A 15,822-nucleotide genomic window follows, 5' to 3' on the forward strand; every position below is an offset into this window, starting at 1 on the left:
GCCTGGGTACCTTCTCCTGCCGCCGTTAACGCTGAATAAGTGGTTGAATTTTATTGTCAATTGCTTCGCGCGCACGGAAAATACGTGAGCGTACCGTTCCTACCGGGCAATCCATGATGGAGGCTATCTCTTCATAGCTTAGGCCATCCAGCTCGCGCAACGTAATCGCCATACGCAAGTCTTCGGGCAACGCCTCGATAGTGCGGAACACTATCTGTCGCAACTCCTCAGACAACATTAAATTCTCAGGGTTCGATATTTCTTTCAATGCGCCGGCACTTTCGTAATTTTCCGCGTCGATGGCGTCCACATCGCTGGAGGGCGGACGCCGTCCCTGAGCCACTAAGTAATTCTTCGCCGTATTGACCGCAATACGGTACAACCAGGTATAGAACGCGCTGTCGCCGCGAAACGACGCCAGGGCCCGATAGGCCTTGATGAACGATTCCTGCACCACGTCGGGCACATCCCCCTGCGGGACGTAGCGCGACACGAGGCTCGCCACATTATGCTGGTAGCGAACGACCAGTAAATTGAACGCTTTCTGGTCGCCTTTCTGGACCCGTTCAACCAGCACCTGATCCGTTAACTGCTCGCTCATCCGAGGTAATGTCTCCTCAAATTTTTCTCCACGCGCAAAAAAATAGTACCGCCAGCTTCTGAACCAATTTTACGAGCAAGCTCGCGATTGGTGTTAATGATAATCATAAAGTTCCGCCACGCCTTGTGTTTTTCTTAAAATAAGGGGCGCGGCCACAATTACGCCATGGCCGCCGGCCGGGCTTTGTACCAGACTACCATAAATAGAATAGTCGGTACCCGGATTCTCGCAGGGCCAAAGCCCCGCTCGAAACAGTCGCAATAAAAAGCGCAGGGTAACGTGAATTCGCTATGCTGTCAGTAAACATGCGTAAATAAAACCGCGTCAAAAAGCGGTACAGCCAGCCGGCATTGGGTGGTACCATTGCCAAACAGTCTTTTCTATCGGAATACACACCATCCGCTATGCAACCATCAACTGAATATGCCACCGATGTCCTTGTTATCGGCAGCGGTGCGGCCGGGTTATCGCTGGCGTTGCGTCTGGCCGGGCATTGCGATGTCATGGTCCTGAGCAAAGGCCCGCTCAATGAGGGTTCCACGCTGTATGCTCAAGGCGGCATCGCGGCGGTATTCGATGAAACCGACAGCGTCGATTCCCACGTCGACGATACGCTCATAGCCGGCGCTGGCGTCTGCGATCGTGAGGCGGTAGAATTCATCGCCGGCAACGCCCGCCATTGTGTGCAGTGGCTAATAGATCAAGGCGTGCTGTTTGACACTGAAACCTCGACGCCGACCGGCGACCGCTACCACCTCACCCGCGAGGGGGGCCACAGCCATCGCCGTATTCTGCACGCCGCAGACGCGACCGGCAAAGCAGTGGAAACCACTTTGGTTGGCAAGGCGGCAGCGCACCCGGGCATTCAGATCCTGGAACGCTGCAACGCGGTGGATCTAGTCACCTCCAACCGCCTGGGACTGCCGGGCACGCGGCGGGTGGTGGGAGCGTATATCTGGAACCGCGCCAAAGAGCGGGTGGAGCTGTGCCGCGCACGCACGGTGGTGCTTGCCACCGGCGGCGCGTCCAAAGTCTATCAATATACCACCAACCCCGATATTTCCTCCGGTGACGGCATCGCCATGGCCTGGCGCGCCGGCTGCCGGGTCGCCAATTTAGAGTTTAACCAGTTCCACCCCACCTGCCTGTTCCACCCTCAGGCGCGCAACTTCCTGCTGACCGAAGCGCTGCGCGGCGAAGGCGCTTATTTGCGCCGGCCCGACGGCAGCCGTTTCATGCCGGATTTCGACGCACGCGCCGAGCTGGCGCCGCGGGATATTGTCGCCCGGGCAATCGATCATGAAATAAAGCGGCTGGGCGCCGACTGCATGTACCTCGACATCAGCCACCGGCCGGAGGCGTTTATCCGCCAGCATTTCCCGACCATTTATGACAAGCTGCTGACGCTGGATATCGATCTGACCCGCCAGCCCATCCCTATCGTTCCGGCGGCCCATTATACCTGTGGCGGCGTAATGGTGGATAAACACGGACGCACCGATCTTGACAGTCTATATGCCATCGGGGAAGTCAGCTATACCGGCCTGCACGGCGCCAACCGCCTGGCATCCAATTCCCTGCTGGAGTGCCTAGTTTATGGCTGGTCGGCGGCGGAAGATATCCGACGCCGTCTGCCGGCCATCACCCAGGTTCGCCAACTGCCTCCCTGGGATGAAAGCCGGGTCAGCGATTCCGACGAGGTGGTGGTGCTGCAACATAACTGGCATGAGCTACGGCTATTTATGTGGGACTACGTTGGCATCGTCCGCACCACCAAACGGCTGGAGCGCGCGCTGCACCGCATAGAGCTGCTGACGCGCGAAATCGACGAATACTATTCCCATTTCCGCATTTCCAATAATTTGTTGGAGGTCCGCAATCTGGTACAGGTGGCCGAGCTGATCGTCAAAAGCGCACTGCAGCGCAAGGAGAGTCGCGGCCTGCATTTCACGCTGGATTACCCCGCTATGCAGCCTGACCCGCAGCCCACCATTTTGCAGCCTTGATTGAGATTATCACCTATTGAACACGCAACAGGTGATGACTATCCCGTTGCCACTGTGCTATAGCGCAGGAGGCATGGGGAAAATGACGCCCTCCTTTAATACGCGCTTATATCAAGGATGGCGATGGCAGAGCTGGTATGGGTACCAAAAATATCCTGGCCATAAGGAATAATGCCAATGAGAAAAGAGACTCACATTGGCATTAACGCTATTTTCTTCGATTCCCATAAGGCTATCTGACTGTCTATTTCCTCCTTGCTGCGTGGGTAGTGTGACGCGCTCGCTTCCCCACTTATTTGCTGACATCAATGAAGTCATTTAACGACACGGCATGTGAATAACGCTAAGCACGGCGGTATGCGTTGTCAGTGAAAGAGTAATTAAAATAAGCGTCCAACGCATACCGACACGGATGACATGACCATTGCCTTTAATTAAACAAAGAGCATTCTCGGACAGTCATATTCAGACAAAATTAACATCGACGACTTGATAAAAGGCCCTTGCAGTGTTGGCGATTTCCCATACGCCGAGAATAACATGGTAGCCTTTTTTGTTGGGCATTTGAATTTTATGAACCGTCCCCTCGGCACTTGGCATCAATTCATTAGCATGTTCCCAATGCGGCTGCTGCGGATTTTGCACCATGAAAAAAGGTGTTTGCTCAAACTGTGCGCGGCTCAGGGGTTCATTAGGGTTCCAGCCATCCTTGGTAATAAAATAATTCCAACGCCGTGTGGCGTGAGTTTTGGTATAGTGCCAGGTGAAATCCACCACAGAATTGGCTTTGATTTAATTCTTTTCCCAGCGGTCTTCACCGTATTCATCCAGTTTGAGCGGTGCAGTGGTAATGCCGCCATCCGTGAAACCGGCACTGGCAATCTGGCCATCTTTCGGCGGGAGGGCATTAAGTTCATCACTTGGGGCAAATTTATCGGCTAAACCAGCCTACGTTGCGGGGAAGAACTTTCCACTCTCTAATGCATTTGCCCACCATTGTCCCATTTTTTCAGACCGTGATTCCGGGAAAGTGATGCGGCCATGTCTAAGCATAGTATTATCTGTATCCATAATTATCCTCACTATTTACATAAACAAATTACTTTATTTTTAGACGATTTATTAGCGTCTTTCTATGGGGCCAAATCATGATACCGTGGTGAAGACATAAAAACACCAAGCCCATGCCTATTCCATGACGACAGGACTTCCGAAAGCTGTCCCGCACATAATTTCCAGGTTGTCACCAAAGAATATTGCTCGCCGCACTTCGTGCTATATTTCACTTTTAGCCACAGCGAGCTTGACGGCATAACACTGCACGGCAGAAATTCATGTCCATGCAATTAAAACGGGGCACTTCTCTCTTTGAAAAGAAAATAAAGATAGAGGAGAGATAATGATAGAGGGGGAATAAAGATAGAAACTCTATATAGGTTATCCACTCATTTTTACTTCGCAATAGGCACGGATTATCCCAAGGGCGGATAAGATATTCAATGTTGATAACGGACGGGAACAGAATGAACGCGGGAATGCGGTCCCTGCACATCTGCTTCATGAAGTAACAGGTTTGCCACTGCGAAGCTGCCACGCACCTGCAACCCAGAACGGCTCGGCGGTTAAAACGCTAAATAAAATTCGCCGGCCAGGGTGCGAAACGCCAGCGTCCAGGCGCCCGACAGGTCGCGTAAAATCAGCGTATCATGAATTATCGGCATCGGCCGGCGCGTCAAGGCCAGCAGCAGCCGGTGCGGTTGCAAATTTGCTCTGTCGCTGACATCGGTGCGCCGCTGCACCCACCAGCCCTGTGCCAATGCGCGGGCAATGAGCGTCTCTCCGGCAGCATACGGCAGGATAAGCGCCAGCGTGCCGTCCTCTTCCAGCAGCGCGGTGGCGGCCGTCAGCAGCGCCTGATGGCTCAGGCTCCGGGTATAGCGTGCCCGCACACACACACAGGGGTAGCGCAGGCCGGCCCCACGTCAAAATAGGGCGGATTGCTGACGATCATTTTATAGCGCCATAACGCTCTGTCGACATAGGCGCAGATATCGCCCTCGACAACGCATAGGGACCTCGCCCAAGGGCTGGCGGCAAAATTGTCCCGCGCCTGACGGCAGGCGTCCGGGTCCAGTTCAACAGCCTCAATCGGAATAACGCCGTGCATACGCTGCGCCAGCATCAGCGCGACCAGGCCGCTGCCGGTGCCGATATCCAGCGCCCTGCCCGCCTCAATGACAGGCGCCCAGCAGCACACCATCGGTGCCGACTTTCATTGCGCACCGATCGTGGGCGACAAAAAACTGTTTAAAGGTAAATCCGTCCCGCCGCAGCGGTTTTGTGACGGCCGTGGATAGCATATTCATGTGGCTCCTGCAGGCGTATACCGCTACTTTAAAATAAACTGACGCGCAAAAACAGATGAAGATTACGTGGGATCCGTCTATAATCTGCGCCCCAACCAGAGGTAGCCCATGACTGTAACCCAATTTTCCGAACTCGAGCTTCACGAAGACCTGCTCGCAGCCATAAGCGACAAAGGCTTTGAGCGCCCCACCGCCATTCAGGCTGAAGCTATTCCGGCAGCCATGGACGGACGTGACGTCTTGGGTTCGGCGCCGACCGGCACCGGCAAAACCGCCGCATATTTATTGCCGGTCTTGCAACATCTCCTTGATTTCCCTCGCAAGAAATCTGGTCCGCCGCGGGTTTTGATCGTCACCCCTACCCGCGAGCTGGCGATGCAAGTAGCGGAACAGGCCAAACAGCTGGCCGCCCACACCCATCTGGATATCGCCACCATTACCGGCGGCGTGGCCTATATGAATCATGCGGAAGTGTTCAGCGAGAATCAGGATATCGTGGTGGCCACCACTGGTCGCCTGTTGCAGTACATCAAAGAAGAGAATTTTGACTGCCGGGCGGTTGAAACGCTGATTCTGGACGAGGCGGATCGGATGCTGGATATGGGTTTTGCCCTGGACGTCGAGCAGATCGCCGCCGAAACACGCTGGCGCAAGCAGACGCTTTTGTTTTCGGCCACGCTGGAAGGGAACGCGGTCAAGGATTTTGCCGGACGCCTGCTAAACGATCCAGTGGAGATCGACGCCTCGCCATCGCGTCGCGAGCGCAAAAAAATCGTGCAATGGTATTATCGCGCCGACGATCTGACGCATAAAACCGCCTTGCTTTGCAAGCTGCTTAAACAGCCTGAGGTCAGCAAAGCTATCGTCTTCGTCCGCAAACGCGAGCGGCTGCATGAGGTGGTAGGCTGGCTGCGCGACTCCGGCATTCCCTCATGTTATCTGGAGGGGGAACTGGTCCAGGCCAAACGCAATGAGGCCATCAAGCGCATAAGCGACGGCCGGATGAATGTTCTGGTAGCAACGGATGTCGCGGCGCGCGGTCTGGATATCGAGGACATCAGCCATGTCATCAATTTCGACCTGCCCGCGACGGCGGATGTTTATCTCCACCGGATAGGCCGCACCGCTCGCGCCGGCCGCAAAGGCTGCGCCATTTCGCTGGTGGAAACGCACGATCATTTGCTGTTGGGAAAGATCAGTCGTTACCTTAACGAACCCTTAAAGGCTCGCACAATTGATGAATTGCGTCCCACCACGCGCGCCCCGGCAGAAAAGATGAGCGGCAAGCCGTCAAAAAAAGTGTTGGCGAAGCGCAAAGAAAAGAAAGAACAGGCGCGGACGAAAGACAAAACCAAGGTGCGTTTGCGCGATAAAAAGAATATTGGCAAACGTCGTATGCCGAAAGTGGTGCCGGATGCCATAACCGTAACCAAGCCGGAAAGTGACGATTAAGCTGTCGCGCGACCGGCTACGATGGGATGTTGATAAAAACAGCAGCGGGCCAGTAAACGCAGCACGATAGAATGGATCTACCTCAATGAAAGCCGTGCTTTCGCGACGTTAGCGCGGTGCCCGCCGCCAACGTGTTATTAATAGTTAGCAAAAAGTAACCGGCATGTTGCACTCGTGATGAAAATAATAAAATTCGTTTTTTATCAATCAAATAATCGTCACCGCACCTAGCGTCGTGACGTGTTCACTTTTGCCACGGCGGGACGATTTCATTCCCGGTCTGGGCCGCGATAAGCGCAATGAAACAGGGCCTTTTGGCGCTTATCCACGGCACTTCGAGCCAAACGCCGCTTACGGCTGTCAGCTTTCAGCTCCGGGCTGCCGCCAACTCTAACCGCTGCCTTCACGAAGGCCGTGGTTTCACCGCGAATATACCTTTGCCCTGCGCATACGCGGTGAGCCTGCCTTCCGTATTCCTTTGCCTCGGAGGCCTAGGGTCTCGCCACCCTCCCTATTGAGCTGCTGTCGGCCCGGTACTCGCGTTGGCGCGAGTCCGTTTACAATAAAAAAGGGGCCAAAGGCCCCTTGCACGCAGGATGCGCCGAGATTACAAACTTTCGGTGAAGGTACGGGTAATAACATCCCGCTGCTGCTCTGGCGTGAGGGAATTGAAGCGCACCGCATAACCCGACACGCGGATAGTCAGTTGCGGATATTTTTCCGGATTCGCGACGGCGTCTTCCAGCGTCTCGCAGCTCAGCACATTGACATTCAGATGTTGCCCGCCTTCGATGCGCACCACTTCCTTATGCTCTAGCGGAATTTCACGATACTCGAATTTGCCCAATTCATGCAGGGGAATTAACTGGTCGTCAGCGTAACCGGCAACGGCGACCAGGCAGCGTGCTTGTTTGTTAGTCTCATCCAGCAGCCAGAAAGAGTTTACCAGCGCTTTGTTTTCAGCCTCGGTAATTTGTGTTCCGATAATCATAGATGCCTCCGTGGTAGGGGTACCATACTGCGTCCAGACACGTGCCGTTCATCATTTAGCCTGCCTGGACATTTGGTAAAACCAATTTCTAAAACTAATTATACACCCGCCAACCGGGGCCGATACTTTGATTTAAATCAATCTCTGAGGGAAAGTGGTGACCTTCCTGCGCAAACTTATTGATTTAGATCAATTTTAAAAGCCGCCTTAATCCTGTTGCAAAGGCGATAATTTCCGTCATGACGGGGCGGGAAAACGTTTAACCCGCAGTGAGAAAACGTTAAGCTTATGCCAGTCACTATCATGGAGCGTATCATGACGCAAATGCTCACCTGGCGCGATGCTCTCGCACAGGAAAAAACTCTGCCCTATTTCCAGGAAACGCTGGCGTTTGTCGCCAGAGAGCGGGCGGCGGGAATGACTGTCTATCCGCCAGCCAAAGATGTGTTTAATGCTTTTCGTTTCACGGAACTGAACGCGGTGAAAGTGGTGATCCTCGGCCAGGATCCGTACCACGGCCCCAATCAGGCCCACGGTCTTTCTTTTTCGGTCAAGCCAGGCGTGCCCGCCCCGCCTTCGCTGGTCAATATTTATAAAGAGCTGGCCAGCGACATTCCCGGCTTTGTTATCCCGAACCATGGCTGTCTGCAAAGCTGGGCGCAACAGGGTGTGATGCTGCTCAATACGGTATTGACGGTGGAGGCGGGTAAAGCGCATTCCCACGCCAGTCTGGGCTGGGAGACCTTTACCGACAAGGTCATCAAGGTCCTCAACGCGCAGCGTGAAGGCATCGTTTTTCTACTGTGGGGCTCCCATGCCCAGAAAAAAGGCACGATTATCGACCCCAAACGCCACCATGTGCTTAAAGCGCCGCATCCCTCGCCGCTATCTGCCCATCGCGGCTTTCTTGGCTGCCGCCATTTCTCCCGGGCCAATGCGCTATTGGAACAGCAAGGCCAACAGCCCATTGATTGGACGCCGACGTTGCCGGCGGCGTGATGGCACATCATCCTGCGCACGCAAAACAGGGCACGAAAGATAATAGCACAGGCGCAGCGGTACAAAATGCGGCCGGCTTTTTGAGCCTTCTAGCGGCAGCGGTTAAAAAGCGGGTGGGCGTTGCAACGTAATACTATTGTGGGGGCCGTTAAGGGCGGTCGCTGGCCGCCGGTCTATGCTTTTATCAACGGCGGCGGCTATCGGGGTGGCCCCTCCCGCCGCGGGCGGCAGGAGGGAAAAACGTCAGCTTTTGGCTTTCGATACCGCAACCATTGCCGGGCGGATAAGCCGGCCATTGAGGGTGTAGCCTTTTTGCATCACCATCATCACTTGGTTGGGCTCATGCTCGTCGGACTCCAGCATCGTCATCGCCTGATGCACCTCGGGGTTAAACGGCACGTGCGTGTCTCCCACCACATCCAGGCCGAATTTGCGTACCGCGTCCAGCAACGATTTGAGCGTCAGCTCGATTCCCTCAATCGTGGACGCCAGCTCGGCGTTAGCTTTATCCGACATATCCAGCGCGCGCTCTAAATTATCGATAACCGGCAACAGTTCACCGGCGAAACGTTCCAGCGCAAATTTATGCGCCTTCTCGACATCCTGTTCACTGCGGCGACGCACGTTTTCCATTTCCGCCTTGGCGCGCAGCACGCTATCGTGCTCACGCTGTTGCGCCTGGCTTAACGCCGCTTCCAATTCAGCAATACGCTCATCTCGCGGATCCACAACATCAACCGTCTCAGGCGCCGCTTCCGCTTGCTGCCCTTGCTCCATTTCACTCTCTTGTGAGACTTGCTCGTCAGGGGTGTTCTGTTCTTTACTACTCATCATGAGTTTTCTCCGCGGTTCAGCATTATTCTCGCTCGTCCGGTTATTATGGGGATGAATAGCGGGGATTCAAGGGATGACGCATAATGAAGCTTGCAAAAATACGCCGGGGATCAGCAATCAAATGACTAGCACTTTTCAGACTATAGGCATCGTCGGCCATCCGCGTCACCCCAATGCGCTGGCCACGCATGAGACACTGTACCACTGGCTGAACGAAAAAGGGTACCACGTTATCATGGAACATCAGATCGCCCGCTATCTGGCGTTGCACGAAGCCATTACCGGCAGTTTGGCCGATATCGGTCAGCAGGCCGATCTGGCAATCGTGATCGGCGGCGATGGCAACATGCTCGGCGCGGCGCGCATTTTGGCGCGCTACGATATTAAAGTTATTGGTATCAACCGTGGCAATCTCGGCTTTTTGACCGACCTCGATCCCGACTCGGCGCTGGCGCAATTATCCGACGTTCTGGCAGGTCACTTTCGCAGTGAAAAACGCTTTTTGCTGGAAGCCCAGGTTTGCCGGGGCGATGTGTGCGGCAGATTAAGCAGCTCCATTAACGAGGTGGTTCTGCATCCCGGCAAGGTGGCGCACATGATCGAATTCGAGGTCTATATTGATGATACCTTCGCCTTTTCCCAGCGTTCCGACGGCCTTATCATCGCCACGCCAACCGGCTCCACAGCATATTCCCTTTCCGCCGGCGGTCCTATACTTACTCCGCTGGTGGATGCTATTGCATTGGTGCCGATGTTTCCCCATACCCTCTCCTCGCGCCCGCTGGTGATTAACGGCGGCAGCACGATACGGTTGAAATTTTCCCAACTGACGCCGGACCTGGAAATCAGCTGCGACAGTCAGATAGCGCTGCCGATCCAGGATGGCGAGGAGATTTTTATTCGCCGTAGCGACTATTATCTCGATTTAATTCACCCCAATGATTACAATTATTTCAACACGTTAAGTAGCAAATTAGGCTGGTCGAAAAAATTATTCTAAATTTTGGCCGCCGCCGCTTTACTGTATAAAAAAACAGTTTATACTATGATTAACTACAGCGGTGTGTTTATATACAGAAAGGTAACTATGCTGGCTCAATTGACCATTGCCAATTTCGCCATTGTGCGCGCGTTAACGATTGATTTTCAGTCGGGGATGAGCGTGATTACCGGTGAGACCGGGGCAGGGAAATCCATTGCGATCGATGCGCTCGGTCTGTGTCTCGGAGGCCGTTCCGAGGCCAGCATGGTACGGCCCGACGCCGCCAGGGCGGATATTTGCGCGCGTTTCTTGCTCAACGATACCCCCTTGGCCGCCCGCTGGCTGGTCGATAACGCGCTCGATAACGGCAATGAATGCCTGATGCGCCGCGTGGTAAACCAGGACGGTCGCTCACGCGGCTTTATCAACGGTATGCCGGTGCCGCTGTCACAGTTGCGCGAGCTAGGCCAATTCCTGATTCAGATTCACGGTCAGCACGCCCACCAGCTGATGCTGCGTCCCGATCACCAAAAGCGCTTGCTGGACGCCTACGCTTGTGAGAAAGACCTCCAGCAGGCCATGGCGGCCGCCTACCGCCAGTGGCACCAAAGCTGCCTGGATCTCGCCAGCGCGCGCCAGCAGGCCGCCGAACGCGACGCTAGGCGCGAGCTGCTGCAGTATCAATTGAAAGAGTTGAACGAATTCGCGCCGGTTGCGGACGAATACGAGCAGATTGATCAAGAGTACAAGCGGCTGGCAAACAGCGGGCAGCTGATTACCACCACACAGCAAACGCTGGAGCTTTTGAGCGAAAGCGACGAGGCTAATCTGCTCAGCCAGCTGCACGCCGCCCGTCAGGTGATGAGCGAGCTGGTTACGCTGGATGCGTCCCTCTCCGACGTGATGACGCTGCTGGAGGATGCCGCTATCCAGCTTACCGAAGCGAGCAATGAGCTGCGTCATTACGGCGATCGTATCGATCTTGATCCCGGTCGCCTGCATGAGCTGGAGCAACGCCTGTCGCGTCAAATCAGTCTGGCTCGTAAGCATCATGTGAAACCGGAAGCCCTGGCACAGCACCATCAGCAGCTCCTGCGAGAACAGGAGGCTATGGTGCAGCACGACGCCTGCGCCGACACACTGGCCGAGGCGGTCGAGCGTCACCATCAGCAAGCGATGAATCTCGCCCGCCAGCTCCACCAGCGCCGTGCTGAGCACGCCGGCAGCCTGGCCGGCTATATCACCCACAGCATGCATGAGCTGTCCCTGCCGCACGGTAAGCTGGCCATTGAAGTGCATTTCCAGCCTGAGCAACTTAACGCCGACGGCGCCGATCGCGTGGAGTTCATGGTGACCACCAACCCCGGCCAGCCGCTACAGCCGCTGGCAAAAGTGGCCTCCGGCGGCGAGCTATCCCGCATTGCGCTGGCGATACAGGTCATTACCACCCGCAAAATGGACACGCCGGCGCTGATCTTTGACGAAATCGACGTAGGCATCAGCGGGCCGACGGCCGCTATCGTGGGCAAAATGCTGCGTCAGTTGGGCGAATCCACCCAGGTGATATGCGTGACGCATTTACCACAGGTTGCCGGATTCGGGCATTATCACTTTTTCGTCAGTAAAAATACCGACGGCAGCGCCACCGAAACGCAAATGCTGGCGCTGGATAAAAAAGCCCGGCTGCGGGAGCTGGCGCGCCTGTTGGGCGGCAGCGAAGTCACAAAAAATACGCTGGCGAACGCTAGGGAGCTGCTTGCCGCTTAGAAAAGCTCAACTTTTTTCTCATCCTGCGGTCATAGATGGGCCTTGCAGAGGTTCCCAACACCGGCAAGGTCTATTATCATCGGCATCCTATGCCCAAAAGGAATGTGATTATTATGAGCTGTAAGACGTTGACTGCTGCTACTGTCATTGTGCTGATGTTTACCGCCGGTTGCTCCGTATTCGAGAGAGTGGTTTATCGTCCCGACATCAATCAGGGCAATTATCTGACCGCAGCTGACGTCGCCAAAATACACACCGGCATGACCAAGCAGCAGGTGGCCTATACCCTTGGCACTTCAATGATGAAGGATCCGTTCGGCTCGAACACCTGGTATTACATTTTCCGCCGCGAACCGGGCCATGAAGCGGTCTCGCAGCAAACTCTGACGCTGACCTTTAACAGCAGCGACATCCTGACGCATATAGACAACAAACCGACGCTCGAAGGCCCCAGCACCAGTTAATAAGTGGCGTTAACCGATACTATGGCGGCGAGTTATTTTCGCGTGCGATCCGCGCGCTGACGGCGCAGTTCCTTGGGATCGATAAGCAACGGCCGGTAGATCTCCACCCGGTCGCCGTCACTGAGTGTATCCTCCAATTTGGCGGGCCGGCTGAAGATGCCCACTTTATTCACGCTGAGATCGATATCCTGCCGTAGTGCCAGAAGACCCGATGCGTGAATCGCCTGCTCCAGGGTACTCCCCTCCTCCAGCACCAGCTGTCGCAGATACTGGCGCTCCGGCAGGGCGTAAACGACCTCGACCCGGATGTCAGGCATGGTAAACCTCTTTGGCCCGGCGGGTGAACGCCATGACCATGCTGTTCGCCATCTCCTTGAAAATACGCCCAAACGCCAGTTCAATCAGCTTGCTCTTGAATTCAAAATCGAGATGGAATTCAACCTTGCTGGTCTCTTCGCTAAGGGGGATGAAACGCCAGTCGCCAGCAAAGGAGCTGAAGGGGCCTTCCACCAAGCGCATCACAATACTCTGATTTTCAGTGATAACATTGCGGGTGGTGAAGGATTTGCTTATGCCCGCTTTAGAGACATTCATCTCTGCGGTCAGTTCGCTGCCGTTCTGCTCAAGCACCCGGCTGGCGGTACAGCCTGGAATGAATTCCGGATAGGCGCTGATATTATTAACCAAGGCGAACATTTGCTTTGCGCTATAAGGAACCAGCGCGGAGCGCGTAATATGAGGCATAATCTTTCCTGTTTTTATCGATTCACCCTAATATTATCATTTATCTCCAACGAGACAAAAAGACCATTACGTGCTCTATGCCACGTCCGTGATCAAAAGCCCGTACGCCTTAGAGGAAAGCCTTTCTTCCCCGAGGTTAACTGTATAATATTGAGCACTATGACAAAGAAAAAAGAACACAAACCCGGTTCAGCTACCATTGCGCAAAACAAACGCGCCCGACACGAATACTTTATAGAACAGGAGTTCGAGGCGGGACTCTCGCTGCAGGGATGGGAAGTGAAATCGCTACGCGCCGGCAAAGCGAACATCGGCGATAGCTATGTGCTGCTTAAAGACGGCGAGGCCTATCTTTTTGGCGCCACCTTCCAACCGTTGACGGTGGCTTCTTCGCATGTGGTCTGTGACCCGATGCGAACCCGCAAGCTTTTGCTTAATAAGCGTGAACTAGATTCACTGTTCGGCCGCGTAAACCGCGAAGGCTACACCGTTGTGGCGCTCTCGCTGTATTGGAAAAACGCGTGGGTAAAAGTGAAAATCGGCGTGGCGAAGGGTAAAAAAGAGTACGATAAACGAACAGATATCAAGGAACGCGAATGGCAGTTGGATAAGTCGCGCATTATGAAGCACGCCAGCCGATAGCGTTGCCCTGCCACTGTAAGTTTGCTATAATGAAATTAAAAACTTGGGGCTGATCCTGGACTCGACGGGATTTGCGAAACCTAAGGTGCATGCCGAGGTGAGGCTGGCCTCGTAAAAAACCTCAAAAAAATAATTGCAAACGACTCGCAATTCGAATCTAACGCTGCTTTAGCAGCTTAATCAGCTTAATAACCTGAAGATTCCCTCTCTCCCTAGCCTCCTCTCTTAGGACGGGGATAAAGAGAGGTCAAACCCAAAAGAGATCGCGTGGATGTCCTGCCTGGGGCTGAAGCGTTAAAACTAATCAGGCTAGTTTGTTAGTGGCGTGTCCGTCCGCAGCTGACAGGTGAATGTAAAGACTGGACTAAGCATGTAGTGCCGAAGGCGTAGAAATTCCGGACGCGGGTTCAAATCCCGCCAGCTCCACCACTTTTAGTAGGACAGTACCATGACAATGCTTTATAAAACAAAACACTAAATAGATGATGCAGACACCGAAGGGACTAAAAAGGGTACGCAAAAGAGCCGCGAGTTTTCGCTGCTTTAATCATAGGTGCATTCCCAATCTTCGAGGAAGATGTTAGATATTGTTCAAGTTTTAAATGAACTATTAGCAATACTGCAATAGCTATCGTAGGCTGGCTGCTCTAGAACCAATAAAGCGGCCATCAAACCTGATAGCTTTGCGGTTTTTTTATACCCGTAAAACGGTATAGCCACATCCGAACCCCGGGCAGCAAGGCTTAGTGCTATAACCCAGAAAGGAAGAGTTGATACCATGCTATTAATGGCTGTTACTATAATCCACAGCTCATTTCTACTTGCCAACTACGCCAATATTGCTCAGATTCGACCGCTGAGCGCCCCATGTTTGACCAATGTAAATCCCACGTTCTCTACGACATTTCAATACCTCTTGCTACCCGATAAGCAGAAACGTTAAGGTACTGTACTCTGTGCCAGAGTCGGTGTAAATATGCCTACATCCTCATTATCCCAACACGACGCCCTGTTCAAAAAGTTCCTCGGTGATATCACTGTAGCTCGGGACTTTCTGGAAATCCATCTGCCGCCGCATCTGCGTGAGCGCTGCGATTTCAGCACCCTGGCGATGGAGTCGGGCAGCTTCATCGAAGACGACCTCAAGGGCCAATGCTCGGATATGCTGTATTCAATGAAGACCACTGCGGGCCATGATGGCTACGTCTACTGTCTCATCGAGCACCAGAGCCGCCCGGAAAAACTGATGGCGTTCCGGTTGCTACGGTACGCGGTCGCCGCGATGCAGCGGCACCTCGAACAAGGCAACGAGCAGTTGCCTGTGGTCATCCCACTGCTGTTCTATCATGGTACCACGTCGCCCTATCCCTACAGCACTCAATGGCTGGATTGCTTTGCTGACCCTGAACTGGCAGAATCAGTCTACAGGCAAGCGTTCCCGCTCGTTGATATCACCGCGATGCCGGATGATGAAATACTGTCTCATCGGCGGGTAGCGCTGCTAGAATTGGTGCAGAAGCACATCAGAACACGCGATATGTTGGAACTAGCCACTGATATCGCTCGTCTACTCAATCTATGGGCGATACCGAAAGAGCAGTTCCGTAGCCTGATGTACTATATCGCAGAGCGGGGAAATACTTCGGATGAATCGCAATTTCTACAGCATATCGCCACCATAGCTACTGACTACCAGGAGGACATCATGACCATTGCAGAACAGCTCGAAGCTAAGGGTGAGCAAAGGGGCATCCAGAAGGGCATCCAGCTTGGCGAGCAGAAAGGTCGGCAGGAAGGGCTGCAAAAAGGCCGTCAGGAAGGGTTGCAAGAAGGCCGTCAAGAATCCGCACGCAGTATCGCTCACCAACTTATTGCTAACGGTGTTGATCGCTCAATTGTCAAATTATCCACTGGCCTATCTGACCATGAGTTGAATGATTTGACTCGTTCGTAATTTTCTTTTCGTTAATCTTA

General features: G+C 53.8%; 14 protein-coding genes, 1 other RNA gene and 1 pseudogene. 9 read left to right on the top strand and 7 right to left on the bottom strand.

Features of this window, described 5'->3' with window-relative positions:
- Positions 1-25: 25 nt before the first annotated feature.
- Positions 26-601 (bottom strand): RNA polymerase sigma factor RpoE, encoded by a 576-nt coding sequence (gene rpoE, locus SGP1_RS16245; RefSeq protein WP_011411617.1) that lies wholly within the window; start codon positions 599-601, stop codon positions 26-28.
- A gap of 404 nt (positions 602-1,005) precedes the next feature.
- Between rpoE and nadB the strand changes: the two genes are divergently transcribed.
- Positions 1,006-2,607 carry an L-aspartate oxidase gene (gene nadB, locus SGP1_RS16250; RefSeq protein WP_011411618.1) on the top strand — a complete coding sequence of 534 codons (1,602 nt, stop codon included), beginning with the start codon at positions 1,006-1,008 and terminating at the stop codon, positions 2,605-2,607.
- 465 nt (positions 2,608-3,072) lie between these two features.
- Here the strand turns inward: nadB and SGP1_RS32050 are convergent, their stop codons facing one another.
- On the bottom strand, positions 3,073-3,384 hold the full coding sequence (locus SGP1_RS32050; RefSeq protein WP_198408735.1) for a lytic polysaccharide monooxygenase auxiliary activity family 9 protein: 312 nt from the start codon (positions 3,382-3,384) through the stop codon (positions 3,073-3,075).
- Between the two features lie 845 nt (positions 3,385-4,229).
- Positions 4,230-4,967 (bottom strand): annotated as a pseudogene (locus tag SGP1_RS36670) (tRNA1(Val) (adenine(37)-N6)-methyltransferase).
- Positions 4,968-5,081: 114 nt separating this feature from the next.
- On the opposite strand from SGP1_RS36670, the gene srmB reads away from it, so the two are divergent.
- The gene (srmB, locus tag SGP1_RS16265) at positions 5,082-6,425 is read left to right on the top strand and encodes an ATP-dependent RNA helicase SrmB (protein ID WP_011411619.1); all 1,344 of its coding nucleotides are present in this window, start codon (positions 5,082-5,084) and stop codon (positions 6,423-6,425) included.
- A gap of 607 nt (positions 6,426-7,032) precedes the next feature.
- Here the strand turns inward: srmB and grcA are convergent.
- Entirely contained in the window at positions 7,033-7,416 is a 384-nt protein-coding gene (gene grcA / locus SGP1_RS16270) for an autonomous glycyl radical cofactor GrcA (protein ID WP_011411620.1), read from the bottom strand.
- A 315-nt stretch (positions 7,417-7,731) separates the two neighbouring features.
- On the opposite strand from grcA, the gene ung reads away from it, so the two are divergent.
- Complete coding sequence (gene ung, locus SGP1_RS16275) at positions 7,732-8,415, top strand: uracil-DNA glycosylase (RefSeq protein ID WP_011411621.1); 684 nt, start codon at positions 7,732-7,734, stop codon at positions 8,413-8,415.
- Between the two features lie 243 nt (positions 8,416-8,658).
- Here the strand turns inward: ung and grpE are convergent, their stop codons facing one another.
- Positions 8,659-9,246, bottom strand: coding sequence for a nucleotide exchange factor GrpE (gene grpE / locus SGP1_RS16280; protein WP_011411622.1), 588 nt, complete (start codon positions 9,244-9,246; stop codon positions 8,659-8,661).
- A gap of 124 nt (positions 9,247-9,370) precedes the next feature.
- Between grpE and nadK the strand changes: the two genes are divergently transcribed.
- The 3 genes from nadK (at position 9,371) to bamE (ending at position 12,462) form a co-directional block, all read left to right on the top strand.
- On the top strand, positions 9,371-10,249 hold the full coding sequence (gene nadK / locus SGP1_RS16285) for an NAD(+) kinase (RefSeq protein ID WP_011411623.1): 879 nt from the start codon (positions 9,371-9,373) through the stop codon (positions 10,247-10,249).
- Positions 10,250-10,336: 87 nt separating this feature from the next.
- Complete coding sequence (gene recN, locus SGP1_RS16290) at positions 10,337-11,998, top strand: DNA repair protein RecN (protein WP_011411624.1); 1,662 nt, start codon at positions 10,337-10,339, stop codon at positions 11,996-11,998.
- Positions 11,999-12,111: 113 nt separating this feature from the next.
- Positions 12,112-12,462, top strand: a complete 351-nt coding sequence (bamE, locus tag SGP1_RS16295; protein WP_011411625.1) for an outer membrane protein assembly factor BamE — start codon at positions 12,112-12,114, stop codon at positions 12,460-12,462.
- Positions 12,463-12,494: 32 nt separating this feature from the next.
- Here bamE and SGP1_RS16300 read toward each other — a convergent pair whose 3' ends face one another.
- Together SGP1_RS16300 and SGP1_RS16305 are read right to left on the bottom strand one after the other, a co-directional pair.
- Positions 12,495-12,779 carry an RnfH family protein gene (locus SGP1_RS16300; protein ID WP_011411626.1) on the bottom strand — a complete coding sequence of 95 codons (285 nt, stop codon included), beginning with the start codon at positions 12,777-12,779 and terminating at the stop codon, positions 12,495-12,497.
- The gene (locus SGP1_RS16305) at positions 12,772-13,206 is read right to left on the bottom strand and encodes an SRPBCC family protein (protein ID WP_011411627.1); all 435 of its coding nucleotides are present in this window, start codon (positions 13,204-13,206) and stop codon (positions 12,772-12,774) included. The genes SGP1_RS16300 and SGP1_RS16305 overlap by 8 nt, the downstream gene beginning before the upstream one ends.
- Positions 13,207-13,365: 159 nt before the next feature.
- Between SGP1_RS16305 and smpB the strand changes: the two genes are divergently transcribed.
- From smpB to SGP1_RS16315, 3 genes are all read left to right on the top strand, one after another.
- The gene (gene smpB / locus SGP1_RS16310; protein ID WP_011411628.1) at positions 13,366-13,848 is read left to right on the top strand and encodes an SsrA-binding protein SmpB; all 483 of its coding nucleotides are present in this window, start codon (positions 13,366-13,368) and stop codon (positions 13,846-13,848) included.
- A gap of 45 nt (positions 13,849-13,893) precedes the next feature.
- Positions 13,894-14,277: a transfer-messenger RNA gene (gene ssrA, locus SGP1_RS25825) on the top strand.
- Between the two features lie 547 nt (positions 14,278-14,824).
- Positions 14,825-15,802, top strand: a complete 978-nt coding sequence (locus tag SGP1_RS16315) for an Rpn family recombination-promoting nuclease/putative transposase (RefSeq protein WP_011411629.1) — start codon at positions 14,825-14,827, stop codon at positions 15,800-15,802.
- Positions 15,803-15,822 lie beyond the last annotated feature (20 nt).

It is taken from the genome of Sodalis glossinidius str. 'morsitans' (genome assembly GCF_000010085.1).
GTDB lineage: Bacteria > Pseudomonadota > Gammaproteobacteria > Enterobacterales > Enterobacteriaceae > Sodalis > Sodalis glossinidius.

Excerpts from the sequence above, each read along its gene's own strand:
- rpoE (WP_011411617.1), bottom strand. The coding sequence starts at position 601 with ATGAGCGAGCAGTTAACGGATCAGGTGCTGGTTGAACGGGTCCAGAAA.
- nadB (WP_011411618.1), top strand. The coding sequence starts at position 1,006 with ATGCAACCATCAACTGAATATGCCACCGATGTCCTTGTTATCGGCAGC.
- srmB (WP_011411619.1), top strand. The coding sequence starts at position 5,082 with ATGACTGTAACCCAATTTTCCGAACTCGAGCTTCACGAAGACCTGCTC.
- grcA (WP_011411620.1), bottom strand. The coding sequence starts at position 7,416 with ATGATTATCGGAACACAAATTACCGAGGCTGAAAACAAAGCGCTGGTA.
- ung (WP_011411621.1), top strand. The coding sequence starts at position 7,732 with ATGACGCAAATGCTCACCTGGCGCGATGCTCTCGCACAGGAAAAAACT.
- grpE (WP_011411622.1), bottom strand. The coding sequence starts at position 9,246 with ATGAGTAGTAAAGAACAGAACACCCCTGACGAGCAAGTCTCACAAGAG.
- nadK (WP_011411623.1), top strand. The coding sequence starts at position 9,371 with ATGACTAGCACTTTTCAGACTATAGGCATCGTCGGCCATCCGCGTCAC.
- recN (WP_011411624.1), top strand. The coding sequence starts at position 10,337 with ATGCTGGCTCAATTGACCATTGCCAATTTCGCCATTGTGCGCGCGTTA.
- bamE (WP_011411625.1), top strand. The coding sequence starts at position 12,112 with ATGAGCTGTAAGACGTTGACTGCTGCTACTGTCATTGTGCTGATGTTT.
- SGP1_RS16300 (WP_011411626.1), bottom strand. The coding sequence starts at position 12,779 with ATGCCTGACATCCGGGTCGAGGTCGTTTACGCCCTGCCGGAGCGCCAG.
- SGP1_RS16305 (WP_011411627.1), bottom strand. The coding sequence starts at position 13,206 with ATGCCTCATATTACGCGCTCCGCGCTGGTTCCTTATAGCGCAAAGCAA.
- smpB (WP_011411628.1), top strand. The coding sequence starts at position 13,366 with ATGACAAAGAAAAAAGAACACAAACCCGGTTCAGCTACCATTGCGCAA.
- SGP1_RS16315 (WP_011411629.1), top strand. The coding sequence starts at position 14,825 with ATGCCTACATCCTCATTATCCCAACACGACGCCCTGTTCAAAAAGTTC.